This window comes from Aequorivita sp. IT1183 (assembly GCF_058068265.1).
On sequence record NZ_JBYRHS010000002.1, the window covers coordinates 319,373 to 345,049 of the forward strand.

29 protein-coding genes are annotated in these 25,677 nt (G+C 35.5%); 16 read left to right on the forward strand and 13 right to left on the reverse strand.

The window, feature by feature from the left end; translation table 11 throughout:
* Positions 1 to 19: 19 nt before the first annotated feature.
* Positions 20 to 943: a hypothetical protein gene (locus AC3RVF_RS04270; RefSeq protein ID WP_489692836.1), complete on the reverse strand. Its 924-nt coding sequence runs from the start codon at positions 941 to 943 to the stop codon at positions 20 to 22.
* A gap of 241 nt (positions 944 to 1,184) precedes the next feature.
* On the opposite strand from AC3RVF_RS04270, the gene AC3RVF_RS04275 reads away from it, so the two are divergent.
* The gene (locus tag AC3RVF_RS04275) at positions 1,185 to 2,012 is read left to right on the forward strand and encodes a universal stress protein (protein WP_489690945.1); all 828 of its coding nucleotides are present in this window, start codon (positions 1,185 to 1,187) and stop codon (positions 2,010 to 2,012) included.
* A 13-nt stretch (positions 2,013 to 2,025) separates the two neighbouring features.
* On the opposite strand, the gene AC3RVF_RS04280 is transcribed toward AC3RVF_RS04275, so the two are convergent.
* Positions 2,026 to 2,658, reverse strand: a complete 633-nt coding sequence (locus AC3RVF_RS04280; RefSeq protein WP_489690944.1) for a putative periplasmic lipoprotein — start codon at positions 2,656 to 2,658, stop codon at positions 2,026 to 2,028.
* A 235-nt stretch (positions 2,659 to 2,893) separates the two neighbouring features.
* Between AC3RVF_RS04280 and AC3RVF_RS04285 the strand changes: the two genes are divergently transcribed.
* The 9 genes from AC3RVF_RS04285 to AC3RVF_RS04325 all read left to right on the forward strand — a co-directional run bounded on the left by AC3RVF_RS04285 (position 2,894) and on the right by AC3RVF_RS04325 (position 10,984).
* A complete protein-coding gene (locus tag AC3RVF_RS04285) occupies positions 2,894 to 3,508 on the forward strand; it encodes a TetR/AcrR family transcriptional regulator (RefSeq protein ID WP_489692837.1) in 615 nt (204 codons plus the stop codon).
* A 2-nt stretch (positions 3,509 to 3,510) separates the two neighbouring features.
* A complete protein-coding gene (locus tag AC3RVF_RS04290) occupies positions 3,511 to 4,767 on the forward strand; it encodes a TolC family protein (RefSeq protein WP_489692838.1) in 1,257 nt (418 codons plus the stop codon).
* 132 nt (positions 4,768 to 4,899) lie between these two features.
* Positions 4,900 to 5,787 (forward strand): HlyD family secretion protein, encoded by an 888-nt coding sequence (locus AC3RVF_RS04295; protein WP_489692839.1) that lies wholly within the window; start codon positions 4,900 to 4,902, stop codon positions 5,785 to 5,787.
* A gap of 13 nt (positions 5,788 to 5,800) precedes the next feature.
* Positions 5,801 to 6,514, forward strand: coding sequence for a VIT1/CCC1 transporter family protein (locus AC3RVF_RS04300; RefSeq protein WP_489690940.1), 714 nt, complete (start codon positions 5,801 to 5,803; stop codon positions 6,512 to 6,514).
* Between the two features lie 39 nt (positions 6,515 to 6,553).
* Positions 6,554 to 7,054 carry a hypothetical protein gene (locus AC3RVF_RS04305; protein WP_489690939.1) on the forward strand — a complete coding sequence of 167 codons (501 nt, stop codon included), beginning with the start codon at positions 6,554 to 6,556 and terminating at the stop codon, positions 7,052 to 7,054.
* 18 nt (positions 7,055 to 7,072) lie between these two features.
* Positions 7,073 to 7,975 (forward strand): ABC transporter ATP-binding protein, encoded by a 903-nt coding sequence (locus AC3RVF_RS04310; RefSeq protein WP_489692840.1) that lies wholly within the window; start codon positions 7,073 to 7,075, stop codon positions 7,973 to 7,975.
* Entirely contained in the window at positions 7,975 to 8,709 is a 735-nt protein-coding gene (locus AC3RVF_RS04315; RefSeq protein WP_489692841.1) for an ABC transporter ATP-binding protein, read from the forward strand. Before AC3RVF_RS04310 ends, AC3RVF_RS04315 begins: the two co-directional genes overlap by 1 nt.
* A gap of 47 nt (positions 8,710 to 8,756) precedes the next feature.
* Entirely contained in the window at positions 8,757 to 9,863 is a 1,107-nt protein-coding gene (locus AC3RVF_RS04320; protein ID WP_489692842.1) for an ABC transporter permease, read from the forward strand.
* Complete coding sequence (locus AC3RVF_RS04325) at positions 9,863 to 10,984, forward strand: ABC transporter permease (RefSeq protein ID WP_489690935.1); 1,122 nt, start codon at positions 9,863 to 9,865, stop codon at positions 10,982 to 10,984. The genes AC3RVF_RS04320 and AC3RVF_RS04325 overlap by 1 nt, the downstream gene beginning before the upstream one ends.
* Before the next feature lie 52 nt (positions 10,985 to 11,036).
* Here AC3RVF_RS04325 and AC3RVF_RS04330 read toward each other — a convergent pair whose 3' ends face one another.
* From AC3RVF_RS04330 to AC3RVF_RS04365, 8 genes are all read right to left on the reverse strand, one after another.
* On the reverse strand, positions 11,037 to 11,612 hold the full coding sequence (locus tag AC3RVF_RS04330; protein WP_489690934.1) for a YceI family protein: 576 nt from the start codon (positions 11,610 to 11,612) through the stop codon (positions 11,037 to 11,039).
* A gap of 66 nt (positions 11,613 to 11,678) precedes the next feature.
* Positions 11,679 to 12,974 (reverse strand): hypothetical protein, encoded by a 1,296-nt coding sequence (locus AC3RVF_RS04335; protein ID WP_489692843.1) that lies wholly within the window; start codon positions 12,972 to 12,974, stop codon positions 11,679 to 11,681.
* A gap of 37 nt (positions 12,975 to 13,011) precedes the next feature.
* Positions 13,012 to 13,602 (reverse strand): YceI family protein, encoded by a 591-nt coding sequence (locus tag AC3RVF_RS04340; protein ID WP_489692844.1) that lies wholly within the window; start codon positions 13,600 to 13,602, stop codon positions 13,012 to 13,014.
* Between the two features lie 345 nt (positions 13,603 to 13,947).
* A complete protein-coding gene (locus tag AC3RVF_RS04345) occupies positions 13,948 to 15,318 on the reverse strand; it encodes an MBL fold metallo-hydrolase RNA specificity domain-containing protein (RefSeq protein WP_489690931.1) in 1,371 nt (456 codons plus the stop codon).
* A gap of 2 nt (positions 15,319 to 15,320) precedes the next feature.
* Complete coding sequence (locus AC3RVF_RS04350; RefSeq protein WP_489690930.1) at positions 15,321 to 16,169, reverse strand: ATP cone domain-containing protein; 849 nt, start codon at positions 16,167 to 16,169, stop codon at positions 15,321 to 15,323.
* Between the two features lie 5 nt (positions 16,170 to 16,174).
* Positions 16,175 to 17,026: a universal stress protein gene (locus AC3RVF_RS04355; protein WP_489692845.1), complete on the reverse strand. Its 852-nt coding sequence runs from the start codon at positions 17,024 to 17,026 to the stop codon at positions 16,175 to 16,177.
* Between the two features lie 42 nt (positions 17,027 to 17,068).
* The gene (locus tag AC3RVF_RS04360; protein WP_489692846.1) at positions 17,069 to 17,917 is read right to left on the reverse strand and encodes a universal stress protein; all 849 of its coding nucleotides are present in this window, start codon (positions 17,915 to 17,917) and stop codon (positions 17,069 to 17,071) included.
* Positions 17,918 to 18,023: 106 nt separating this feature from the next.
* A complete protein-coding gene (locus tag AC3RVF_RS04365) occupies positions 18,024 to 18,869 on the reverse strand; it encodes a universal stress protein (protein ID WP_489692847.1) in 846 nt (281 codons plus the stop codon).
* Positions 18,870 to 19,011: 142 nt separating this feature from the next.
* Here AC3RVF_RS04365 and AC3RVF_RS04370 point away from each other — a divergent pair, with 142 nt between their 5' ends.
* A complete protein-coding gene (locus tag AC3RVF_RS04370; RefSeq protein WP_489690926.1) occupies positions 19,012 to 19,245 on the forward strand; it encodes a hypothetical protein in 234 nt (77 codons plus the stop codon).
* A gap of 41 nt (positions 19,246 to 19,286) precedes the next feature.
* Here the strand turns inward: AC3RVF_RS04370 and AC3RVF_RS04375 are convergent, their stop codons facing one another.
* The 3 genes from AC3RVF_RS04375 to AC3RVF_RS04385 all read right to left on the reverse strand — a co-directional run bounded on the left by AC3RVF_RS04375 (position 19,287) and on the right by AC3RVF_RS04385 (position 22,541).
* Positions 19,287 to 20,126 (reverse strand): universal stress protein, encoded by an 840-nt coding sequence (locus tag AC3RVF_RS04375; protein WP_489690925.1) that lies wholly within the window; start codon positions 20,124 to 20,126, stop codon positions 19,287 to 19,289.
* Positions 20,127 to 20,251: 125 nt separating this feature from the next.
* On the reverse strand, positions 20,252 to 21,304 hold the full coding sequence (locus AC3RVF_RS04380) for a response regulator (protein ID WP_489690924.1): 1,053 nt from the start codon (positions 21,302 to 21,304) through the stop codon (positions 20,252 to 20,254).
* Between the two features lies 1 nt (position 21,305).
* Entirely contained in the window at positions 21,306 to 22,541 is a 1,236-nt protein-coding gene (locus AC3RVF_RS04385; RefSeq protein ID WP_489690923.1) for a PAS domain-containing sensor histidine kinase, read from the reverse strand.
* A gap of 111 nt (positions 22,542 to 22,652) precedes the next feature.
* Here AC3RVF_RS04385 and AC3RVF_RS04390 point away from each other — a divergent pair, with 111 nt between their 5' ends.
* The 5 genes from AC3RVF_RS04390 to deoD all read left to right on the forward strand — a co-directional run bounded on the left by AC3RVF_RS04390 (position 22,653) and on the right by deoD (position 25,669).
* Positions 22,653 to 23,057 carry a hypothetical protein gene (locus tag AC3RVF_RS04390; RefSeq protein ID WP_489690922.1) on the forward strand — a complete coding sequence of 135 codons (405 nt, stop codon included), beginning with the start codon at positions 22,653 to 22,655 and terminating at the stop codon, positions 23,055 to 23,057.
* A 72-nt stretch (positions 23,058 to 23,129) separates the two neighbouring features.
* Positions 23,130 to 23,999, forward strand: a complete 870-nt coding sequence (locus tag AC3RVF_RS04395; RefSeq protein ID WP_489692848.1) for a DUF3298 and DUF4163 domain-containing protein — start codon at positions 23,130 to 23,132, stop codon at positions 23,997 to 23,999.
* A gap of 11 nt (positions 24,000 to 24,010) precedes the next feature.
* A complete protein-coding gene (gene trxA, locus AC3RVF_RS04400) occupies positions 24,011 to 24,313 on the forward strand; it encodes a thioredoxin (protein ID WP_489690920.1) in 303 nt (100 codons plus the stop codon).
* Positions 24,310 to 24,984 (forward strand): deoxyribose-phosphate aldolase, encoded by a 675-nt coding sequence (gene deoC / locus AC3RVF_RS04405; protein WP_489692849.1) that lies wholly within the window; start codon positions 24,310 to 24,312, stop codon positions 24,982 to 24,984. The genes trxA and deoC overlap by 4 nt, the downstream gene beginning before the upstream one ends.
* The gene (deoD, locus tag AC3RVF_RS04410) at positions 24,968 to 25,669 is read left to right on the forward strand and encodes a purine-nucleoside phosphorylase (RefSeq protein ID WP_489690918.1); all 702 of its coding nucleotides are present in this window, start codon (positions 24,968 to 24,970) and stop codon (positions 25,667 to 25,669) included. Before deoC ends, deoD begins: the two co-directional genes overlap by 17 nt.
* Positions 25,670 to 25,677: the final 8 nt, after the last annotated feature.

Sequence of the window (25,677 nt, forward strand, 5' to 3'; positions counted from 1 at the left end):
ATTTTCCCGATTAGTTTAATTAATTCGGGCAAATTAGATGTTTCGTTTCGTCTACCGCCATTCCTCCTGTAACATTTAAAAAAGTAAACCAACCATAACGGTTACCGCCTATTTCGGTTGCAATTACATCTAGTGCAGCGCTACGTGTTTCGGTAAAAACAACAGTACCATTTGCATCGAGCAAGTTAAGATCTACCGCCAGAACCCCTCCATTATCATAAAAATAATGCTGAAGCGTATACCATCCCGCTACTGTTACTTCATAATGATTAAGGCTTTCAAGGTCTTCGCGTGGCGCAAAATTAGTATTATTACTACCAGCCACAAGTAATTTACCCGTAGAGGCATCTTTATTTACGTGAAAGATAAAATCTCGCTGGTGACTGTTATCAAACCCATTTGCCGCAACGGAGTAATCGAAACCTTGAGAGGTTCCCCAGCTAGGGTCTAGATATACATCAACCTCGGCCATCCATGAACCTGGCCAAACGGCACTATAACCTTCAAAACGTGTAAATGGTGCAGAAGTGGCGTCTCCTTCAAAAATAGCGTGATTGAATCCTTCAGAAGAAGCGATTCCATTTGTTCCTGAAGAAACTCGTGTTACCTGTCCGTACCAACTATCATCTGAATCTAACCAGCCACTGGCATCGGTATGGAAGCCTTGGTAAAATTCCATAGAACAGCCGTCATTACAGCTGCCTAGATAATCGCCGTGTGCCAAATGCGCATTTACCGCATTAGCGCTAACGCTCATAGTTTTCCACTTCTTATTAGATTTATGACAGATTGTTACCTTGTGTCCCTTTGAAGCATCTAGATTGTTCTCAATTGTCAAGCTGCGGCTTTCTTCTTGCATTTCATCGAGTGAAGATTTTTCGCAAGAAAATGATAGTACAGCAACGATGGCTATACCTCCTAATAAATAACATAGTTTTTTCATAATAATATATTTAGAGATTAGTTAGTAAAAAAAAGACTAATTGCCTTTTATCGTGAAAAAATGAAGTTAAAACAAACTATCCAAAAAGTCAAAATTTTTCGCCCAGACGGCATATTAATCGTTATACTACTTAAGCACAAGTATTTACATGTATTGAATTTACTATTCAACCTCAAGCTATTATGATAAAAATCATTTTAAAACTAACTCTTAAAAAGTACTTTTGAGAAAATTTAAGACTATGAAAAACATTCTTTTACCAACAGATTTTTCAAAAAATTCAAAGAATGCTATAAAATTCGCAATGCAGTTTTTCGCAGGTGAAACCTGTACGTTTCATATTCTTAATTCGCAAAAACCATCGGGTTACTTAACTGCCGAAGTGATTGCAAGTGCGCCCGGAAATTCAGTTTATGAAGGGATTTTAAACGACAATAAAAAGCAACTAGAAAAAACCATTCAGTACTGTGAGTCACTTTCTGAAAAGGAAAATTTCACCTTTATACCAAAAATTGATTTTGATTCTATTATTGATGCGGCAAATCAAGCTGTAGAACTTAATAATATTGAACTCATTATTATGGGTACCAACGGAGCTACAGGCGCAGGAGAAGTTGTTTTTGGAAGTAACACAATAAAAATTATTCGAAACGTAAATTGTCCCGTTATTGCCGTACCCGAAGGCTATACTTTTGAAAAAATAAACTCAGTATTACTTTCCATTAATTACGAATATGATGTTACGGGTAAAGCAATGGAAATTCTTGTGGAAATAGTGAAAAAGCACCAAGCATCACTAAAAATTCTAGAAATATTAGAAGAAAAAATTGAACTCGCATCCAAAAAAAGTGATCTAAATGAACTTTTTGAGGATATTAAAATTGAACGTTATTGCGTTAAAAATCTTCCAGCTCCAATGGCTATAAATGCTTTTGAGCAGTTAATTCCTGTTCAGCTTCACGCTATGTTTGTGGAGCGTAAGAGTTTTCTGGATCGCTTCGTATTTGGATCGGACACTTCTACGATTAGCTACGGTTCAACGATACCACTTTTAGTACTTCACGAATAAGTTAATATAGAAGTTATTTTATAATTAAAAGGCTGTTCTTTTTTAGCGTGTGCACGAGTGTTTTTACATAATCACGGATAGTAGATGCAGTTCCGGGCGGATCTACAATATTAATTTTTGCACGCCAAATTAAATCACGATCCTTCCCCGGACATAAACAATACAAAGAGGTTTCAGTGTTATAAACGGCATAATCTTCCGAAAATCCGTTATTGTAAATAGGTCTGTTTTCACTATAATACGCACTAAAAGTCTCAAAAGATTTTGTAATATTTCGGTAAGATTGAGCAATTGTAACCTTGTTTTCCTGCCCCGTTACTTTCGAAAAAAGAACCGCATCAAAACCTGCTTTTAATAGCTGTTCTTCTAGATTTGCCAAATTTTCTTCAGATTGACTGATTTCTACTGCAGGCATTTCAAAATAATCTACACTTCGTACAGCAATTACATTTTCATCCACCAAAGCTTTCACCAAACTGTATTCAAACTGCCGCTGCATGTCGATATCTGGGGTTAATCCCACCACCAATACTTTATTGGCTTGAAAATTTGGACTTTCCGCATTAATATATTCATCCACCAATCGACTGGAAGAACAGCTGGAAAGTATGAGTGCGAAAAGCAAAAGAGTAAATAATCTTTTCATTAAGTTTTAATTTTTAAGAACTTTCCTATTAAAGGCATCTGTAAATATACGCTTCTCATGGGCAAATCTTAATGTGAATATAAAAGATGAACTAAACCTAAGCGTTTTCAGCAATCTCAAAGGTGATATTTATCAGTTACTGACGTCTGTATTTGAAATTAAACTGGAATAATATTTATGTGAAGATAATTTAATTATCTTTGTTAACCAAATGGTTAAACCATAAAGTTGAAGAATGGCAAAGACGAATAAAAATAAAGACACTGAAGGGCAAATTTTGAACGCAGCCGAAAGCGTATTCCAAAAAAAAGGGATGGATGGTGCACGAATGCAGGAAATAGCAGACGCAGCAGGCATCAATAAAGCGATGCTGCACTACTATTATCGCAGCAAACAATTGCTTTTTGAAGCTGTTTTTAGCAATGCTTTTTCACTTTTAGCGCCGCAATTAAACAAGATTTTGAACGATGATTCCTCGATTGAGGAAAAGGTGAAAAATTTCACTAGCAATTATATATCCTTTATATCAAAGCATCCATATATCCCCAATTTCATTATCCAAGAATTAAATAGGAACCCAAAGTTTTTTGAAAAAATACAGCAGAATGCAGCCTTTCCAACGCTTGAAAAATTCAATAATCAGGTAAAATCAGAAGTGGAAAAAGGCCTTTTGAAACCTATTGAAGGCGAACAACTATTCATTAATATTATCTCTCTGAATATTTTTCCTTTCGTTGCAACTCCATTAATAAAAGGGTTTTTAAAAATTGACGACAAGGGTTTCAAACAATTAATGGAACACCGAAAAGTAGCAGTTTCTGATTTTATAATCAATTCCATAAAAAAGTAAAAATGAAAAGACTAATCTTCATATTATTCAGTCTTGCCCCACTACTCTCAAACGCACAGCAAGTTTTGACCTTGGAAGAATGTTACGTCTTGGCTGAAAAAAATTATCCGTTGGCGAAACAAACCGCACTGATAGAAGAAAAAACAAACTCTGAAATTAAAGTTTTAGAAAAGGAGAGGCTTCCCAAATTAGATTTTAACGCCCAGGCTACGTACCAATCTGACGTTATTGAATTTCCTTTACAAATACCAAATTCGAATATTGAACCACCCAACAAAGACCAATATCGCGCAACGCTGGACGCAAACCAGTTAATTTATAACGGCGGAAACATTGCGGCAAACTCACGATTGAAAACTGCAGAATTAGCAGCGCAACAGCAACAAATTGCCGTTAATCTTTACACTTTAAAATCGCGGATTAACCAATATTATTTCAGCGTTATACTTTTTCAGGAACAGGCAAAATTGCTTCATTCTAAAATGGAACAACTCGATGAACGCCTTAAAGAGGCAAATGTTGGGGTAAAATACGGGGCAGCGCTCCCCGCTTCCGCACAGATTCTGAAAGCCGAGAAACTTAAATTAGATCAACAACTTTCGCAGATTAATTTTGATCGAGAAAAAGCATTGAAAAACCTTTCATTACTTATTTCACAGAATTTAGATAACAATACTACTTTATCCAATCCCGATATTTTAGCCACTTATAATACTGATTCACAACGTCCGGAGATTGAGCTTTTTGAGCTGCAACAAACGCAATTGGAAACTTCAAAAGAAGTGATTTCTAAAAGCACTTTCCCAAAGTTATTAGGTTTTGCGCAAGCTGGCTACGGCAATCCGGGATTAAATATGCTGGACAATTCATTTCAAGATTTCTATGTTGTTGGGTTAAAACTCAACTGGAATATTATGGATTGGGGGAAAACGAAGGAGAAAAAACAGGCGGTCGATATTTCAAAAGAAATAGTTACTACCGAAAAAGAAACGTTTTTGTTGAACAACCAAATGCAACAAAAAGAAGCCGAAAGTGATATTAATAAATATGAATCAATGCTTCAAAAAGACGCCGAAATAATAGCGCTGCGCGAGCAAGTTTTGCAAGCAACAACTTCGCAATTGCGAAATGGCGTTATCACTTCTTCAGAATATATTACGGAACTCAACAATCTATACGAAGCGAAAATTAATGAGCAGTTGCACAAAATACAAGTGTCGCTCGCAAAGGCGAATTATAAAGTAATTAAAGGCGAATAAAACGATGACCACGAATACACGAATATTATATAATTTTTATGCGAAAACCTGCTAACAGGTTTTCGAAAGACAGATAGCTAATCTGCGAAACACCGAAAAACATTCGTGTATTCGTGGTAAAAATAAAACACAATGAAAAAATCATTTATACTCACAGCAACATTCCTTTTTGGAGCGCTCCTCTCCTGCTCCAACGACGAAAAAGCTGATGGCTACGGAAATTTTGAAGCTACTGAAATCACAATCTCTTCCGAAGCAAATGGAAAATTGGAGTTTTTAAATTTAGAGGAAGGGCAAATTTTAGAAAAAGGAGCACTCGTTGGACTTGTTGACACGCTGCAGTTTCATTTAAGTAAACAACAATTGCTTTCTTCAAAGGAAACGGTGGCATCAAAATCGGGTGGCGTTTGGTCGCAAGTGAGTGTTTTGAATCAGCAATTGCAAACTGCAAAAACGGAGCAACAGCGTGTTCAAAATATGTTTACTGAAAACGCCGCAACCCAGCGCCAATTGGATCAAGCCAACAACCAAGTGGATGTATTGAAAAGCCAAATTAAAAATGTGGAAACACAAAACTCTCCAATTGTAAATGAAGTGAAATCTATCGATGCTAAAGTGGCGCAAATTGAGGAACAGATATCAAAAAGCAATATTACAAACCCGATAAAAGGTACCGTTCTCACTCAATATGCTGAACCGGGAGAAATTGTTTCGTTTGGAAAACCACTTTATAAAATCGCCGATTTGGAAGAAATGACATTGCGAGTTTACGTGAGCGAAACACAGCTTCCAAATATTAAAATTGGGCAGCAAGTAACCGTAAAAATCGATTCCGGCGAAGAAATGAAAGATTTTCAGGGAACTATAAATTGGATTTCAGCTTCGGCAGAATTCACACCTAAAATAATTCAAACTAAAGAAGAACGGGTTAACCTCGTTTATGCCGTGAAAGTGACAGTAAAAAATGATGGTAACCTAAAAATAGGGATGCCTGCAGAAATGTGGATTTCTGAAAAGTAAAAAAACTAATAATATGGAAGAAAACACAGACAATTTAGATAACTATTTAGACAATCATTTTATACATAGAAGTAATTGGTTAAGAGCGGCTGTACTTGGAGCTAACGACGGTATTTTGTCTACCGCAAGTATTGCAATTGGGGTCGCCGCCGCGAGTGATTTACGAGATCCAATCGTATTGGCAACAGTTGCAGGATTAGTCGCTGGAGCCTTATCCATGGCCGCAGGTGAGTACGTTTCTGTAAGTTCCCAAACAGATATTGAAAAAGCAGATATAGATCGAGAGCGAATTGAGCTTGCCGAAATGCCAGAAATAGAGTTGCTGCGCTTAGCAGAGATTTATGAGAAAAGGGGCCTGAAAAAGGAAACTGCCTTAATCGTTGCAAAAGAATTTACAGAAAAAGATGCGTTGGCAGCCCATGTTAGAGATGAGTTGGGCATTAATGAAATAAGTCAGGCGGCACCCATACAGGCTGCACTAGCTTCTGGCGCCTCATTTATTGTTGGTGGGGTTCTTCCACTTATAGTTACGCTGTTTTTGCCTTTAAAAACTATGGAATATACCTTATATGGTTCCGCTATTTTTTTCCTAATAATTTTAGGGGTGGTAGCTGCCAAAACAGGTGGTTCAAGCATAGGGAAAGCAATACTTAGAATCACCTTTTGGGGGACAATAGCGATGGGTATTACCGCTTTAGTTGGGTATCTATTCGGAATAAATATTTAATAAACACAATTCGATATAACTTAATTTAAAACAAAGAAAATGAAAAAAATAATCTTAACAACAGCAATCGTTTCAGCTTTATTAATAGGCTGCAACGAAACCAAAACGAAAGAAGAAAGCACCGACATCGTTGAAACTACTGAAGGAATCCACGAACATGAAATGGAAGAGATGCCCGCCGAAATGCATTCAATGAACAATGCTTGGGTTAACGAAATAAAACTTAACAATGGTAACAAATGGCAAGCTAATATGGAAACAACTGATGGGGTTTACAAAATGCTTAGCATGATTAAATCCAGCGACCTAAAAGCCGTGGATGATTATCACAGTTTGGCTACAGAACTAAACGAGGTAAAAAACTTCGTTGTCAAAGAATGTACAATGAAAGGACCATCGCACGATAATTTACACGTTTTTCTACATCCGCTTATTGAGAAAATTGAGGCTTTAGGAAAAGTTTCAACTACAGACGAAGGTGCTGACGTTACCGCGAGCATCAAAGAAAATCTTGATGGATATTATAACTATTTTCAATAGATAATAATTTAAAAACTAATGAGCATTTCCCTCAGCAACATCAGCAAATCCTATAAAAAGGTAAAAGCGGTTCAGGACATTTCGTTCGAGGTGAAGCCGGGGGAACTCTTTGGACTCATCGGACCCGATGGCGCAGGAAAAACAACCATTTTCAGAATTTTGACCACGCTTTTAATTCCTGATAAAGGTACTGCTTCAGTGGCTGGGTTTGATGTTGTAAAAGACTATAAAGCTATCCGAAATTCCGTGGGGTATATGCCTGGAAGGTTTTCACTTTATCAAGATTTGACGGTGGAGGAAAACCTGGCGTTTTTCGCTACAATCTTCGGAACTACGATTCAAGAAAACTACGATTTAATCGAAGATATTTACGTTCAAATCGAACCTTTTAAAGACAGACGCGCGGGAAAACTTTCAGGTGGAATGAAGCAAAAACTCGCTCTTTGCTGCGCGTTGATTCACAAACCGAAAGTACTTTTTCTGGATGAACCCACTACGGGTGTAGATCCTGTTTCGCGAAAAGAGTTTTGGGAAATGCTAAAACGGTTGCAGAAAAAAGGAATAACCATTTTGGTTTCAACTCCGTATATGGATGAAGCCGCTTTATGCGATAGAATCGCGCTGATTCAAGATGGCGAAATATTGGACATTGACACACCCGAAGCAATTGTAAATAAATTCCCTAAAACCATTTACAATGTGGGGGCAAACAATATGTATAAATTGATAAAATCGCTTCAGAGTTATGAGCATTTGTACAGCGTATTTCCGTTCGGAGAATTTGTGCATTATACAGACAAAAGAGATTCTTTCGAAGCTGCCGATTTAAAATCCTATTTGGAAAAGTGCGGTTTAACTGATGTATACATAGAAACTACCCAGGCCAATATAGAGGATGCATTTATGGAATTAGCGAGATAATGAAAGAGGAAAACGTTATAGAAGTTGATCAATTAACCAAAACATTTGGTGATTTCACTGCTGTGAATACCATTAGTTTTGAAGTAAAAAAAGGTGAAATTTTTGGGTTTTTAGGAGCAAATGGCGCGGGTAAAACTACGGCGATGAAAATGCTGATAGGAATTTCCAAACCTACATCTGGCACAGCTAAAGTTGCAGGATTTGATGTTTATACTCAAACTGAATCTATCAAGAAAAACATAGGCTATATGAGCCAGAAATTTGCGCTTTATGACGATTTAACGGTAAAAGAAAACATCACTTTTTTTGGAGGCATTTATGGATTGTCTCGAGCAAAAATCAAAGAGAAAAGAGAGCAATTAGTTTCCGAATTGGGATTGGAGAATATTAGCAATAAGTTGGTGGGCTCCTTGCCGTTGGGTTGGAAACAAAAGTTATCGTTTTCAGTATCACTTTTACACGAGCCGAAGATTGTTTTTTTAGATGAACCCACTGGCGGCGTCGACCCAATTACCCGAAGACAGTTTTGGGAAATGATTTATAGAGCGGCAGACCAAGGCACCACTATTTTCGTAACCACGCATTATATGGACGAAGCCGAATATTGCGACCGAGTTTCCATAATGGTGGAAGGAAAAATTGAAGCTTTGGATACACCGAAAAAATTGAAAGAACAGTTCAACGTAGATTCGATGAACGATGTGTTTTTGAAATTGGCACGAAATATTGAATAATCCAGACCTGTCAGGTTTCAAAAACCTGACAGGTCTAAGCATACAACATGAAACGATTTAAAGGTTTTATAAAGAAGGAATTCTACCATATCTTCAGAGATAAGCGGTCGTTGTTTATACTTTTCGGTATGCCCATTGCCCAAATATTACTTTTCGGGTTTGCTATTACCAATGAAATAAATAATGTAGATATTGCGATTTTGGATCATTCAAAAGATGCCACGACTGAGGAAATAATCAATAAAATTTCAGCTTCAAAATATTTCACTATTGAACAAATAATTGCCCGTGAGGCAGATATAGAACCTGCTTTTAAAAAAGGAAAAATAAAGGCAGTATTGAATTTTGAAAAGGATTTCAGTAAAAATCTTATTAAAAATCAAAAAGCTACAATTCAAATAATAACCGACGCCACCAACCCAAACACCGCGAATTCGATAAGCAACTACATTAATTTAATACTTCAAAATTATCAGCAATCAAAAAATAAAGGGATTGTTGTGGAGTATCAGATAATTCCGCAAACACGGATGGTTTATAATGCAGAACTTAAAAGTGTTTTTATGTTTGTTCCGGGGGTAATGACCATTATTTTAATGTTGGTTTCGGCAATGATGACTTCAATATCCATCACTCGTGAAAAAGAATTAGGCACGATGGAAATTTTATTGGTATCACCCCTAAAACCATTCCACGTAATTATCGGAAAAGTGGTTCCGTATATTTTTCTATCGGTCATTAACGCTTCAGTTATAGTACTTCTGAGCATTTTCATATTTAAAATGCCAGTACAAGGCAGTCTATTTTTATTGGGTGCCGAAAGTGTTTTGTTTATAATCACTTCATTAACATTGGGGATTTTAATCTCAACAATCGCAGAAACACAACAGGCTGCAATGATGATTTCGTTAATGGGTTTAATGCTTCCGGTAATATTACTTTCTGGATTTATTTTTCCAATTTCTAGTATGCCGGTACCGCTTCAAATAATCAGTAACATTATTCCGGCAAAATGGTTTATTATCATTATAAAAGGCATTATGCTAAAAGGTGTTGGAATGGCTTATATCTGGAAGGAAACTTTAATCTTGGTTGTAATGACCATTTTATTTATTGGATTAAGTGTGAAAAAATATAAAATCCGTTTAGAATAATGAAGACTATCGGCTACATCATACAAAAGGAGTTCAAGCAAATCTTTAGAAATAAAGGGATGCTGCCTATTATATTTATCTTGCCTATAATTCAGTTGGTTATTCTATCAAATGCAGCTACTTATGAAGTGAAGAATATAAAGTTTGCATATTTAGATTACGATCACACCTCAACATCTCGCGCCTTGATTGAGCGGTTTAATGCCTCTACTTATTTCGTTGTTTTAACCGATTTTCCTTCGCAAGAAAAAGCAAGCGCTGCAATGCTAGCTGGCGAAGTTGATGTAGTACTGGAGATACCAAATCACTTTGAAAGAAATTTACTGAAAGAAAAAGCCACCGATTTATCTATAACCATTAATGCCATTGATGGCGCTGCAGCTGGCGTAGAAAGTGGTTATGTGAATCAGATTATACAAAGTTTTAATAAAGATGTAAAAATGACTATCATGGATACATCTAAAAAAATTGTACAACCCTTGACAATTGAGAGTATTCCTTCTTTTTGGTACAATACAACTTTAGATTATAAAACTTTTATGGTGCCGGGGATTTTAGTTTTACTAGTAACGATGATAACTCTATTTCTCTCGGGAATGAATATTGTTCGAGAAAAAGAAATAGGCACTTTGGAACAAATTAATGTAACGCCTATTCGCAAAAGCCAGTTTATTATCGGCAAATTATTTCCGTTTTGGGTAATAGGAATGGGTTTATTAACCATAGGACTAATACTTGCAAAAGTAATTTTTAATGTTCCAATGGTGGGCAGTTTAGTACTGCTGTATCTGTATACTTCTATTTATATTTTGGTAATTCTCGGGATGGGACTGCTAATTTCGAATTTTACAGATACCCAACAACAGGCCATGTTTATCGCATGGTTTTTTATAGTAATATTTATTTTAATGAGCGGCTTATTTACCCCAATAGAAAGTATGCCTAAATGGGCACAGATAGTTACGGAATTTAACCCTATAAAGTATTTTGTAGAGATTGTAAGGATGGTAATGCTTAAAGGCTCCGGATTTATGGATATTTTACCACAGCTGTGGAAAACACTGTTATATGCCGTTGTAATGAACGGACTGGCCGTATGGAGTTATAAAAAAGTAAATTAATGGAAAAAGAACCTAAATATTATTTAATTTAAAGCTCAAAAACCTACAGTGGTTATAATTTTGCCACTAGATTGAAGTCTATTTCAATCTCTTCTTTTATCACAATTAAACCAAACATTTTTTTAGGAGGTTCGAGATTAAAATCATTTATATCTAATTTTAGTTTGCCAACAAAACGATTTAATGGCGCAGAAAAAATGTCTATCAGGAAAGTGTATTCTTTTTTCGTTCCTGCAATGGTAATTAGGACATTCGCACTGGCTTTCTCACCGTTTTTCAAGGTTATTCCAGTTAATTCTATGGTGATATTTGGATACTCTTTGGTGTTGAGCAAGGAATGGAAGTCTTTGTTTATACCTCTATTGCCACAATCAAAACCGTTATTTTTTAAAGAAAGGACTGCATTCCTAAAAAGAATATTATTCCCGTTTCTATTAAACTCTACTTCTCTACATTCCTCTAAATAAAATGTGTTGAATTCACATCCAAACTCGCTAATGTTGGTATCTCCTTTTATAGAAAGTTCACTGCTCGCAAGGATTTTAAAGGTTTTTGAAACAAAATCATTTTGAGACCAACCATCAAGGCTGAGCATAAAAACCAAACTGTATAGTACAAAACGGTTCATAATTCATTAATTTATAAAGGTGGAGAAATTTTATTTCCTCCACCTTTGTTTATTGATGTTGACTTTTTAGAAACTTATTACAGCTTCAAATACAACTCCGTCAAATTTACCTCCATTTCTGATATCGTTTGCTAGGAAGCCGTCGTATTTCTGGTTTACATATTCAAGTTTGGCAAGAATATTTTTGGTCATAAACCATCCAGCAGAAAGGTTGAATCGTGTAATATCCACATCTGTTCCACCTATCATTTCTCCTTCAAGAAGGTTATAACGCCCACCTACATATAGATTTTCGTTGGTTCCGAAGCGATAGATAAGTTCAGCAGCGTATTGGTTGAAACTTCTTGTTTCTAGTTCTGCATCTGCTTTTCCAGAAGCCATTTCATAAGTTCCGAAGAATTCAAGTCCTTGGTATTTTACAAATGGATTTATCATAAATGATGTAAGTTCATTTTTTAATCCAGGATTGAATCTACCTGAAGTAAAATTACTTGAGGTTGAAGCCCCTTCTTCTTCCATTACAAGATAGTATCTTGAACCGGCTCTATCTGCACTGTATAAATATGCGTTTGCACTTTTATTGGTACGGTATAAAGACCCTGTAAGTCTAACTCTTAAATCATCATTAATATAATCGTCATACCCTATTTTAGCTATAATAGACGGATCTGTTTTTCCAGGGTTATTTACGCCTTGGTTTAATTTACCATTGGTAACTCCTAACATACCAATAAAGCCACTTTTAAAGTAATATACCTCTGCTCCTACTTCTGTAGTAAAAGCGTCCATAATTAGGTTTCCAACAAATGGATTATAAATTGCCTCCGCATTATCAGTTCTTCTGAAATGTGCATCACCATAGTTGTTTTCCATATGGCCTATTTTAACTCTAACATTTTGCATAAGGTCTTCCATAAAACCTTCACTTACAAAATCTAGTTTATCGATTTGGATATACCCTCCCTTAACATATGGTTCTGTGTGGTGACGTGAAGACAAATAGGTTCTTAAGTGCATAGATACACCATCGTACAATTGCACATCAAAGTCAAGGTTTGCTGTAGGTAGGTTAAAGTTATTACCTATTTCAATCAACGAAACTGGATCGCCATCGGCATTTACAGGTGTACCCGTACTTTCGTGGTCTATGCCCTGAAATTGAATTGCGAATGCTCCTCCTATGCGTACTTTCACCCCGTCAAAGGTAGTAGCCGTGTCTTTTTTGGCTTCAAATTGTTCAATTCCGCGTTGGTCTCGATACCTAAAGTTATCTAAATCGCGTGCTTCTTTTTCTTGTGCAATTGCCTGAAATCCAAACAGCAATATCATCGCTGTGCTGAAATAATTAATTAAATTTTTCATATTGTTAGTTTTAAATTTGGGTTAAAATTGTTATATATTATTTTGTAAAGTTTGATTCAAATTTGATGTCAAGGGCATCGCCGGTAGTAATTGTTCCAAAAATTGCCGTTGGCGGATCCACTCCAAAATCGGTCATTTTGATAGTTTTGCTTCCTGAAAGAGCTATTTCAGACTCCCCAATTTTCATATCAAAAGTGATTTCAATCGGTTTGGTTTTGCCAGCTATTGTTAGATTTCCAGTTGCAACTACATTACAGCTATTACTGGTAGAACAGTTAATGCGCTTCACCTTAGTTAGCTTAAAGGTTATTTGCTTGTACTTTCCTGTATTTAAAGCTTTATAAGTATTCTTGTCCATGGAGGATTTTCCACTTTTTAAACTTTCAGCCTTTACAGTAAAATCCAGTTGCTTTATTGCAATGAGTTTTCCGTTTTCAAAACTTGCTGCAAGCTTGCCTTGTTGGCTTTCTGCAGTTATCTGCCAATCGTGAATATTTGATGTGCCGTCTATTGTTAATGTGGAAGCAGCATTGTTTAATTGGTATGTTTGAGCCACAGAAATTTGCGAAGAAAAAGCCATTACTATTAGGCTTGCGGTTACTAATTTTAATTGATTGAGGGTTTTCATAATTTACTTTTTTAATTCCCTACAAAGATAAATTTTGGCTTCCTGTTGAATTATGACAATGGTCATTAAACACTAGTATTTACGGCGTATTTAGTATTATTTAATCAAAAGAAATTCAAGGAATTTTAGGTAGTATCGGGAACCCCTATTAACACTATAAAAGCTAATCTGAATGTTAAGAAAGAAAGATGGAAAGAGTGTATTTATAAATTGGGAATGTGGATAGTATAACCACAAAATTGCTCCCCTATTTTTTATATATAATATATAGGAGTAGAAGAAAAAACTAAGATGAAAAATTGAGAGGAAATAAATACGCAATTAATAATGCGAAAGCAGAGTTGGCTATACTGAAATCTCTTTAATGCTATAGAGTTTGGGAATACTAACTTTCCAACCATAAGTATCATGAAGCTTCACCCTTAAAGCATCCTGAGCACTAGCTTCGCCATGAATAAGAAATACCTCTTCAGGAGCGTTCTTCATGTTACTTGTCCAGTCTAATAAACCTTGTTGATCTGCGTGTGCCGAAAGACTTTCTATATGTTCTATTTCCGCTTTTACAGGATAAAATTTACCGAAGAATTTTAGTTCGTGCGCTCCTTCTAACATTTGTCTTCCGCGAGTTCCTTCGGCTTGGTAACCTACTAATAAAACTGTAGTGTTAGTTTTGTCTATTAGCTGTTTCAGATAAGTCAAAACTCTTCCACCAGTTACCATTCCACTTCCCGCAATAACTACTTTTGGCTGTGGATTATCTATGGTTTCCCAAGTTTCTTTATAGGAAGTAATAATATTCATGCGTTTATTCATCGCGTTGAAATCCTTCATTGGCAGCTTATGCCAATCCGGAAAATTCTGAAATACCGAAAGCACATTGTTACCCATCGGACTATCAATAAATATTGGAATATTTGGAATTTTGTTTTCGTTATACAGTTTCCAAAGTAGAAACATTAGTGTCTGCAAACGTTCCACTGCAAAAGAAGGAATAATTAAATTACCACGATTGTGGATGGTTTTGGTAATGAGTTCCACCAGTTTTTCTGAAACACTTTCCTGCGGATGTAGCTTATTGCCGTAAGTGCTTTCTATAAAAAGATAGTCAGCTCTTTCGGGTTTTTCTGGTGGGAAAAGCAATAAATCTTCCTCCCTACCAATATCTCCAGAAAACACAAATATTTTGCCATAAATATCAAGTTCTATAAAAGTGGCACCAATAATATGCCCGTTATATCGAAAACGATATTTTATGTTTTCCGTAAGTTCAATCCATTGGTTTTTTTCTTCAGCTTTAAAAAAACCCAGTGTAACCTCAGCTTCTTGTAAGCTATAAAATGGTTCGGTGGGTTTGTGTTTTGAATAGCCTTCTTCGTTGGCCTTTTCTGCTTCCTCTTCGTGAATTTTGGCACTGTCCAACAGAATAATTTTTGTGATTGCAAGCGTTGGCGCAGTACCAATAATTTTGCCGCGGAAACCTTGTTTTACCAATCGTGGTAAATAACCAGTATGATCTAAATGACCGTGCGTCAATAATACCACATCAATTTCAGCAACATCAATCGGCAGGTGTTCCCAGTTTTTTTCGCGGAGTTCCTTTAAACCTTGAAACATTCCACAATCTATCAAGAGATTTTTCTTGGGAGTTTCAATCAAAAATTTTGAACCAGTTACGGTGCCAGCAGCGCCCAGGAAATGGATTTTTATATTTGGCATAACTATTTTTTATTGCACAGAAGTTTAATTTCATCTAAAATCCGCTCTTTTCGTGTTTCGGAAATTCCCAAATGATCTAGGTAGAAAGCGTCATTTATTAATTGTTTACAAAGCACAACATCGCGGCTAAGTAGAAATTGCTTTTCGCGCTCACTAAGCAAAGTGGAAACGGTTACAGGATAAAGGCCCAAACGGTCTATGCGATCTCTAATTCCGTTATCTTTTGGAAGATCCCAACTTAAAAGATAAAGGTTTGCGCATTTTCCGTACGTTATGGCATCTTCGGTAAAACGGGTATTTGTAACAACCCAACCTTCGTTCGGTTTTTCAACATTATCATTTTCACCAAAATTATTGAGAATGTCTCTATAGCGCGAATGGATATACAATGGAATTTTCACATTGCAATTATTACCTTCATCACTGTGAAATTTGCATTCAGCCACAATATATTGGCCGTTTTTACGTGCAACTACATCTACTTCGTGGGTTACACATTTTCCTTGAAAAAACTGACCGGTTTTTACTTCATAACCGCTATAAAAAAGTAAGGCACCCACAAATTTTTCAAAAGGAAAACCTGTGGGGCCTAATTCATAAATTGCTTTTTTCAGCTTATATTTTGAAGCGTAACCTTTTTTCTTTTTTTTAAGAAGTGCAAAAGCACGATTGTAAATCTCTTTTGTTGAAATACCTTGATAAAGTTCATCGCGAACGTTGCTAGAAATTTCCTTCACCATTGATTCTTCCGCGCCACTTTTTCGAAGGGAGTTTTCTAATTTTTCAATTGAAAATTTTGCTTTTTCTCCAGAGTATTTTACAACTTCAATATTTGAACTGTTTTTAGCCATCAAAATTAATTTCTCAAATCGTGCATTGCTAGTAGCGGAACAGTAGTGTGCATACCAAGTTCTTTAACCAATGGATTTGAAAATATACTTCCAAAGAAGTTGTGTTTTTTATTAACGAAAGCAATCATTTCACTTTCTCGGCTCTGCACAAAGCAACGCACGCCATCTTGCAAATCTATATCGTAAAGTTTGTGATTGGTGAAATCTGCTCCACCCAGAATTCCTTCTAACAAGGCCTTATTAGCTAGCTGAGCATCACTTAATTTTTTGCCTTTTTGAACGTGCAGAATACGAATTGGTGCATTTGTTAATCGTGATATTTCAACCAAAGTTTCCAATTCTCTTTCTTTATAATGTGTTTTAAAACTGGTTGGAAAAACAATCTCATTCGGATCTTTATATAGCGTATTTGCAGGAATGGCAAGCACTGGGCAGTTTCTTATCTCCTCCATTGCATTAACGGAATTACTACCAAGAATTACAGTATTATCATCCGTTTCTCCGCGGGTTCCCATAATTACAAGTTTTATATCTTCCTTTTCAATGGTTTTTTTCAAAACGTCGAAGAAGGGACCAAATTCATTTTTAAAATTAAATTCGTGATTATCATTTTTATCATAAATATCCATCTGAAGTTTCAACATCTCCATTCTTTTTTCAGAATTTTCCTTAACCGTCATTTGTGTTTTCTCGGACGGTTTAGGAACTAAAAGATTATCTTTAGAATACCCAGAATGGTAATATGTATGTAAAATAATGAACTCACAAGATTCTCTTTTATAAAGCTCCATTGCGTATTTAATAGCATTGTAGGCGTTTTTCGAAAAATCTGTAGGGATCAGAATGCGTTTTTTCATCTTTTATATTTTTAATTATTGCTTAATTTTCTTTGTAAGCTACTAATTTTTAATGGGAATAACCAATGTGGGCACATGTGTATGTTTCCCTACCCTACTAACAACGGGTTCACGGAACAGTTGTTTTAGAAATGCGTGCTTGTGATAAACCAAGGCTAATAAATCTATATTTTCGTTATCTATAAAGCTGTGAAGTGTTTTAGAAATATTTGTCTTTTTCAGAACAAAGTGAAATTCAGTATCATATTCCGATAGGTCATTTTTATAGTGCTCCAGGTTTTGTTGTTGTTTAGCGTCCAATTCACTTTCGGCGCCAATGTGAACTAAATGTATGATGGAATTATACTGGCGTACCAAACGAACAATAGGTCGTAAATTCGATAACTGGTAAAAATCGTTGTAGTCTGACGCAAATGCAATTTTTGTTGGAATTACAAAATCCACCTCGCGCGGTACGATAAGCAACGGACAACCTTCCAGTGATTTTGTGATTGTAACAGTGGTACTTCCCACTAAAACATCTTCTGCTCCCGTGCGACCTTTACTACCCATTACTACAAGGTCTATACCTTCGGTAGAAACTAATTTATTTATAGTTTTTGCCAAGCTTGCAGGTGTAGAAATAACTTCGAAATTATGCGGAACCTTAGTACTGTCTAATTTAATTTTATGCATTAATTGAATCCCATCTTCTTCAGAATGACGATACAGTTTTTCGATTATATTATCTGAACGGCCAATATCTATACGGCTTGTAAGTTTACCTACTTCTTCCCCAAAAGAGTGTAGAATGGTTATGTGCAATGCTTCATCACTAAAAAGCTTTGTAACATAAAATAATGCCGCATACGCGTTTTTAGAGAAATCGGTTGGAACAAGAATTTTTTTCATATGTATAAAAAATTTAAGATAATTGAACTTGAAATACCCAAAATACTTATTTCAGTCGCGCTAAAATTTGAAGGTGAGAATTTCATATTTATGATTTTTAAAAGTTTTATCGGGGCAAATTTTGAAGTACTAAAAATGGAATATCAATCTGTAATCCTATTTTTTCGACAGTTGATTGATAAAGAATATTTTCCAAATATGAATGTCGAGTATTTATTAAAACCAGCATATCTATTGGGTTTTCAATAACAAAAGTGTTGATGGTGTTTGTAACATCGCTTTCTGCCGCTTGATGAAATTGAATCTGATTACCTTCAAAAGAAACTTTCAGAAAATCTTTATTATCCTGCTGGCGCAATGACAATGATGGAAATTTGGAGACGTAAAGAAAATCTACTTTGCACGCAAAGCATTTTGAAAAAGTGCTTACTAGTTTTAATTCGCGTCTTTTGTACGGTAATTGAAAGTCTGTTGAAAATAATATATTCTTCGGTTGCACATCGCCATAACCTGCTGGAATAGCAAGTACGGGGCATTTTACATATTTAATAACCTGAAGCGTATTGCTGCCAAAAGTGAGTTTTTTATCTGCAGTTTCACCCTTGGTGCCCATAACTACCACATCAATATTTTCTTTTTCAACCCAATCGTTGGTAGCATCTACTAACTGTCCGAACTCTGCAATTGTAAGAATTTTATGTTTCGGGTTTGGGGAAATTTCAACAATTTTAGCTCGAAATTCCTCCAAAGCTTCCTTTGCCCTCGCAAGCGTTTTTTGTTGAAGTTCTTCAAAGATTTCATTTGCTAATCGTGTTTTTGCGTCATACACTTCATCAGCAAAAGCGTGGAGTAGATAAATCTCTGCATGGTCATATTTAAATAGCTCCGAAGCGTATTTAATTGCGTTCAGTGAGTTTTCAGAGAAATCAGTTGGTACTAATATTTTTCGCATGGAGATTTATTTAAATTTAACTACGTAAAGATAACCAATAGAACACCCTTAAAATATGACAATTATCAATCAATAGCTTGATTTTTAGCGAATAATTAATAAAGAGCAACTTCAATATTTTGTAAATTGTACTAAAAAAATAATGAAGCCTTCTCCATTTACATACTTAGCCATAACCACGCTAATACTTGTTACGGTTGCAATTTTTGCCGCAATGGGTTTTCCCTTTTCTTTGGTGTTTTATCTCACAGTTATTGGTCAGGTATTTTTGGTGTTTTCAGTTGTAAAAGTTCTAAAAGACGATTATACTACAGACAAAACCTTTGAAGATTTTTATGAAGATTTTCCTATTGATCGGGAGGAAATGTTTCTATAATATTTTTCAAGCTAAGCGTATTCAATATTCAAATTGAAAAATTACTCGTGCAGTATTAAAAACGGCACTTCGTATGGAAAAGAGATTGATTTGTTTAGCTGTTTAAAAAGAAGTCGTTGTGTTAAATTTAAATTTTTTGCCACTAACGCTATCAAATCTATTTCCCAAGTTTCTACAAAATCTTGTACTCCGGATTCAATATTTTTATTTTCTAAAAAATGAAAACTGTGTTTAGCATCTTTGAAGAAATAGTGCAAAAACCCTTTATTATCGGTTTGCGATGCGGTCAATACAGCATTTTGAGAACGAATGTGAAGAATTCTAAGGGCTGCTTGTTGCAATTGTAGCATCTCTGATAGCCCGCTGGTCACTTTGCTGCGGTATATGCAGTTGTAATCTGTTAAAAACGCAATGTTATTTATTTTATTAAACCTTGCATTTTCAGGAATTACAAATACTGGGCATTTCACTTTAGTTATTACTGCGCTGGTATTACTGCCTATTTCGTTTCTATCAATTTTTGAAGCCCCTTTTGTTCCCATCAAAATATAATCAATCTCCTTTTCGTAAATATGTTTACGAATGGCCTCCACTAAAAGTAAATTTTCGTGAATACTATAAAATTGATGCTCGGGGTTTTTAGCCAACAGCAAGCAGGACTTTATTTCTTCCTGCATCATTGCAAATGGCCCTTTAATTATATGCTTTTCTGTTCCTGTTTCAAGCAACAAATCTGGCTCTTCATCTTTTTGTAACGAATCTTTCAGTGAAATGTGAAGCATATAAAAATTCACTGGTATATCTGCAAAATATTCCAACGCATAGCGAATTGCATTGTGTGAGTTATCGGAGAAATCCGTTGGAATTAATATATTCATCATTACATCAAAATCTTACCGACAAAAATATTTGTATACGTCGGTATAGGAAATGATATAAATCAGTTTAAGAAAGTTTGTCCTTAGATTATCGTTGAAAACAACTGTAAATGGTGAAAAATAAAAGATTATTCAATATTGCGTAGACTTTCCAAATCTATAATACGAATGTCGCGACCTTCAATTTCAATAATACCTTGCTTTTTAAAATCTGAAAGGGTCCGTATTAAACTTTCAGTAGCAATACCAGCAGTTGTGGCAAGGTCATTACGCGAAATTTTAAGCGGTGTATCGGGTCTTTTATTCATTACCTCCACAAACAGAAGAATGGTAGCAGCTGTTTTTTTACGAACAGAACTGTAAGCCATTTTCACCAATTGTAATTTTATGTCGGAAAGATTATCGGTTAACAAATTCATCAGTTCCAAAGAAATATCTTGACTTTTTTTCAAAATATCTTTTACATATTTCTTTGAAATGCCAACAACTTCCGTTTCTTCCACGGCTGTGGCAGTTTCATTATAGGGAATATTATCGTCAAAAGATGTAAAACCCAAAAAGTCGTCGGCTTTATAGAGACCAGTTATTAATTCTTTAGCGTTAGCATCCATTGTGTGTGTTTTCACAACACCTTTTAGGATGAGAAACATACTGTTTGAGTGATCGCCCTTTTGATAAACAGTTTCTCCTTTTTTATATTTTGCAGCTGTACCTTCATCGCAAAAATAATTTTTTAACTGATTAAGGTTCTGTGGATTTTCATCATCTTCAGCTGAAACTTGCGATTGATTATTTGAACGCATCGCCATAATAATCGCTCTAGCTAAACGGCTTTCCACGGCGCTTATCAACTCCTCTTCATCAAAAGGTTTGGTTAAGTAATCATCGGCACCCATATCCATTCCTTTTCGAATTTCTTTGTGCTCCGTTTTTGCAGATAGGAAAATGAAAGGAATATGCTTCGTTTTTTCTTCCGAAGAAACGCTTTCAAGTACTCCATAACCGTCAATTTCGGGCATCATGATATCGCAAATAATAATATTTGGAATTTCCTTTTTGGCTTTATCAATACCAATTCTTCCATTTGCTGCCGTGATTACACTATAACCGGAAAGCTCCAAAAGTTCAGCAGTATTCTCTCTTAATGCTATATCGTCTTCAATAAGAAGTATTGTTGTCATATTAATTTAAATTTTTATTTGTGGGGAACGTAATTGTAAACTTGCTCCCTTTGCCTATTTCACTTTCAAAAATAATTGTACCGCCCAAACTTTCTAAGTGGCTTTTTACAATATTTAAACCTATCCCTGTGCCTTGGGTGAGTAAAGCATTTTCTGCACGAAAATATCTATTGAAAATAAACTTCTGCTCCTTTTCTGGAATACCCATTCCTTCGTCTATAATTTCTATAGTAAGTAAATTATCTTTTGGAATTACAACCACATCAATTGTTGTAAATTCTCGGGAGTATTTTATAGCGTTATTTATTAAATTGGTAAGAGATAATTCTAAGATTTTTTCGTCAAAATGAACCGTAATATCGTCAACATTATTTGGATAGCCAATGCGTTGACCATCTTTTAATAACATGTTTGAATTATAGATTACCTCGTTAACTACTTTGCTCAACGGGAAAGTATCAAATTTATACGTGGCTTTACCCGATTCTAAGCGTTCTATGGATAAAAAGTCATTCAGAATATTATTTAAATACTTTACTTTACTATGAATGGTTTTTAAATGCTTCTCTCGTTTCTCCTGTTGATCGGTCTCCGTGTATTTACCCACAAGTGTAGCCGAAGTAAGAATGCCGCTTAAAGGTGTTTTAAACTCGTGCGAAACAAGCGATAGAAACTTTGTTTTCAACTCATTCAGTTCCCGTTCCTTTCGAAGCGATTCTGTTATTTTGTATTCTGCTTCTTTACGTTTTGTTACTTCTTCTTTTAACTCGTTAATAGTATTATTCAGCTCTTTGGTGCGGTCATTAATCTTTTGCTCCAAATACAAATTAAGCTCTAGAATTTCCTTCTCTTGGTTTTTACGAACAGAAATATCTGTTACAAGCGCCATTACATATTTGCTTCCGTATGCCTCAAATGGGTTAAGTCCTGCCTCTACAGGAAAAACACTACCATCCTTTCGCAAGCCATAAAGATCACGCCCATGTCCCATCTGTCGCGGGTCACTTTTTTCCAAAAATCCATCCACTTGTTTGTGATGATTTTTAACATAATCTTTCGGAATCAATACATCTAATTTCCTGCCGGTAAGTTCATTATGCTCATAGCCGAACATCATATCGGCAGCCTCATTAGACGTTACAATCTCTTGTTTCTCATTAACAATAACAATACCTTCAGAAATTGCTTCAGATAGAATCTTGAAAATATTCCCTTTTTTTTCCTCAAATACCTTCATTCCCCAAAAGTAAGGATTTAAAACAGTTTTCGAGAACTGATTTATGTCATAATATTTCAGAAAAATTCATCTTAGTTTTACATTATTAAAAATCATTAAAAATATAAGATCATGGGCACAGAGGATAAACCGCAATTGCTGTTTTACCAAAAGATGGGAGAGCTTTTTTATGCAATCGCAGCAGCCGATAAAGTAGTGCGAAAAGCAGAATACAGCACATTGAAAAATATTGTAGCAGAAGAGTGGAAAAATCTTGATGATTATGAAGATCCATTCCATACCGATGCCGCATACCAAATAGAAATTGTATTTGATTGGTTTGATTATGAGCAACTTGACGCCAATGAATGTTTTGAAAGTTTTGCCGATTACCACGCAGAAAATTCCCAGCTTTTTACAAAAGAAAGAAAAACGCTAATTTGGAAAACAGCAAACGCAATTGCAAATTCTTTTTCGGGTAAAAACAAAAGTGAGGTGATAATGCTCGCCAAATTGAAAATGCTTTTTGAAAATTAAAATAACTAAATAGACATTCCTTTTTTTCGCACTAATTCTTTCCCTATTTTTATGATTCAAAACCCAAAAAACATGAAATTTTTTCTGTCAATCGTATTTCTTTTCACATTAATCGCTTGTAAAAACGATCCTAAAAACGAAGAAATCGACACTTCTACTCCACTAAACAACCAAGAAGATATTGTAGATTCCTTAAGCGTTTCCGATAAGAATTTAGAACTGCAACAAAAAACACTCAACTTAAAACGAACCGAATTATTAGAGAAGAGAGATTCAAAAGTTGAACTGGAAAAACTCCTTATTTCGAAATCGTTTTTAAAAGAAGGTAATTGGTATACACTGGATTTTAAATATCCATATCTAAACGAAAAAATTAAGCCACAATTTGAAAATTTCAACGAATATATAAGCAAGTTTTACTTAGATGCCAAAGGTGTTGAAAAACAAATTTTGGAAGAAAAACGACTGTGCGATTCCTTAGGTATTCCGAAGCAAAACGAAAAGCGTACGGTAGATTATAAAATTTACAACCTCAACGATAGACTTATAAGCGTACTTTTTTACAAAGAAAATCAATACACTGGCGCAGCTCATGCAGCCTATACTTTTGACTGTCTAAATTTTAATTTAGAAACGGCTGCTTTTATGAAGTACGAAGATTTCTTTAACAATGGCACCGAAGAAGAGTTACGCGAAATATTAAATACGCTGTTAAAAAATAAAATAAATTCTGGCGAAATGTATTACGATTGTTGGGCTATTTCTGCCGACGATTTCTTTAACGCAAAAAACAACTTTGTTATTAACGACGATGTGGTAGAATACTATTTCGACGATTGTATTATCTGTCCTTCCTACACGGGTACGTATTCTATTCAAATTCCGTTGGAAATGTTGATGCCTGTTTTAAGAAAATATAAAAAGAACCCACTTCTTGGCTAAAACCTATTATTATGAAAAGCAATTTTAAAGAAATAATAAACTCCGAAACCCCAGTGTTAGTAGATTTCTTCGCAGATTGGTGCGGCCCGTGTAAAATGCTGGCGCCGATTCTAAAACAAGTAAAAGAAGAATTAGGCGAAAATGTGAAAATCGTAAAAATAGACGTTGATAAAAACCAACCGTTATCGGCGCAATATCAAGTGCGCGGTGTTCCTACAATGATTTTGTTTAAAGACGGAAAACAGCTTTGGCGACAGAGTGGTGTTCTGCAAAAAAACGAAATAGTTGCTATCATTAATCAACACAAAAATTGACGAAACTTAGTAGCTATATCGACCACACTTTATTAAAAGCTACTGCTACACCCGAGGACATTATAAAGCTTTGCAACGAAGCGAAAGAATATAACTTTTATGCGGTTTGCGTAAATAGCTGCTACGTTTTATTGGCTGCAAATGAATTAAAAAACAACGCTGTAAAAGTTGCAGCGGTTGTTGGTTTTTCACTTGGAGCAAACAGTTCTAACGCCAAAGTTTGCGAAGCAAAACAGTGCGTAAAAGACGGCGCAGACGAAATAGACATGGTGCTAAACATAGGTTTGCTAAAGGCAAAATCGTACAAATTAGTACGCGATGAAATTGCTGCGGTTAAAGCAGCAATAGGCAGCCGAACTTTAAAAGTAATTCTCGAAACCTGCTATTTAACCGACGTCGAAATAAAACTAGCCTGCCAAATAGCCGAAGATGCGGGCGCAGATTTTGTAAAAACCTCCACTGGTTTTGGAACAAACGGCGCTACGGCACACGCAGTAAAAATAATGGTTGACGAAGTAGGCAACACTTTAAAGATAAAAGCCTCCGGCGGAATAAAAGATACCGAAACTGCTAAAAAATATATTGAAATGGGCGTTAGCAGAATTGGCACTTCTTCAGGAATTGAGATTGTAACTTCCACAAAAAAAGATACAGATGAGCACACATATTGAAGCCAAAGCTGGAGAAATTGCAGAATCGGTTCTCCTTCCTGGCGACCCAATGCGCGCCAAGTGGATTGCAGAAACTTTTCTTGAAAACGCAAAATGTTATAACGACGTTCGCGGTATGTTGGGCTATACGGGCACTTTCCAAGGAAAACAAATCTCGGTGCAGGGAACTGGAATGGGCATTCCTTCGGCTCTAATTTATTGTCACGAGCTTATAAAGGATTATGGGGTAAAAAACCTAATTCGTGTGGGTTCTGCGGGTAGCTATCAAAAAGATATAAACTTGCGCGATATTGTTATTGCAATGGCAGCCTCCTCTACTTCGGGAATTAATAATACACGCTTTGTAAATTGCGACTACTCGCCTACTGCAGATTTTGATTTATTTATGAAAGCTTCAATGTATGCGAAGGAAAATAACATTCCTATAAAAGCTGGCAACGTACTTTCCAGCGATCAGTTTTATGAAGATGATTTCAATAGTTATAAAAAATGGGCAGATTTTGGCGTGCTTTGCGTAGAAATGGAAGCCGCTGGACTTTACACGATTGCAGCAAAATTTAATGTGAAAGCGTTAGCTATTTTAACTATTTCAGATTCTTTAGTAACTGGTGAAACCACTACTGCCGATGAACGTGAAGGAAGTTTTTCAAAAATGATTGAAATTGCGCTAAACACAGTAGTTTAGAAATAAAA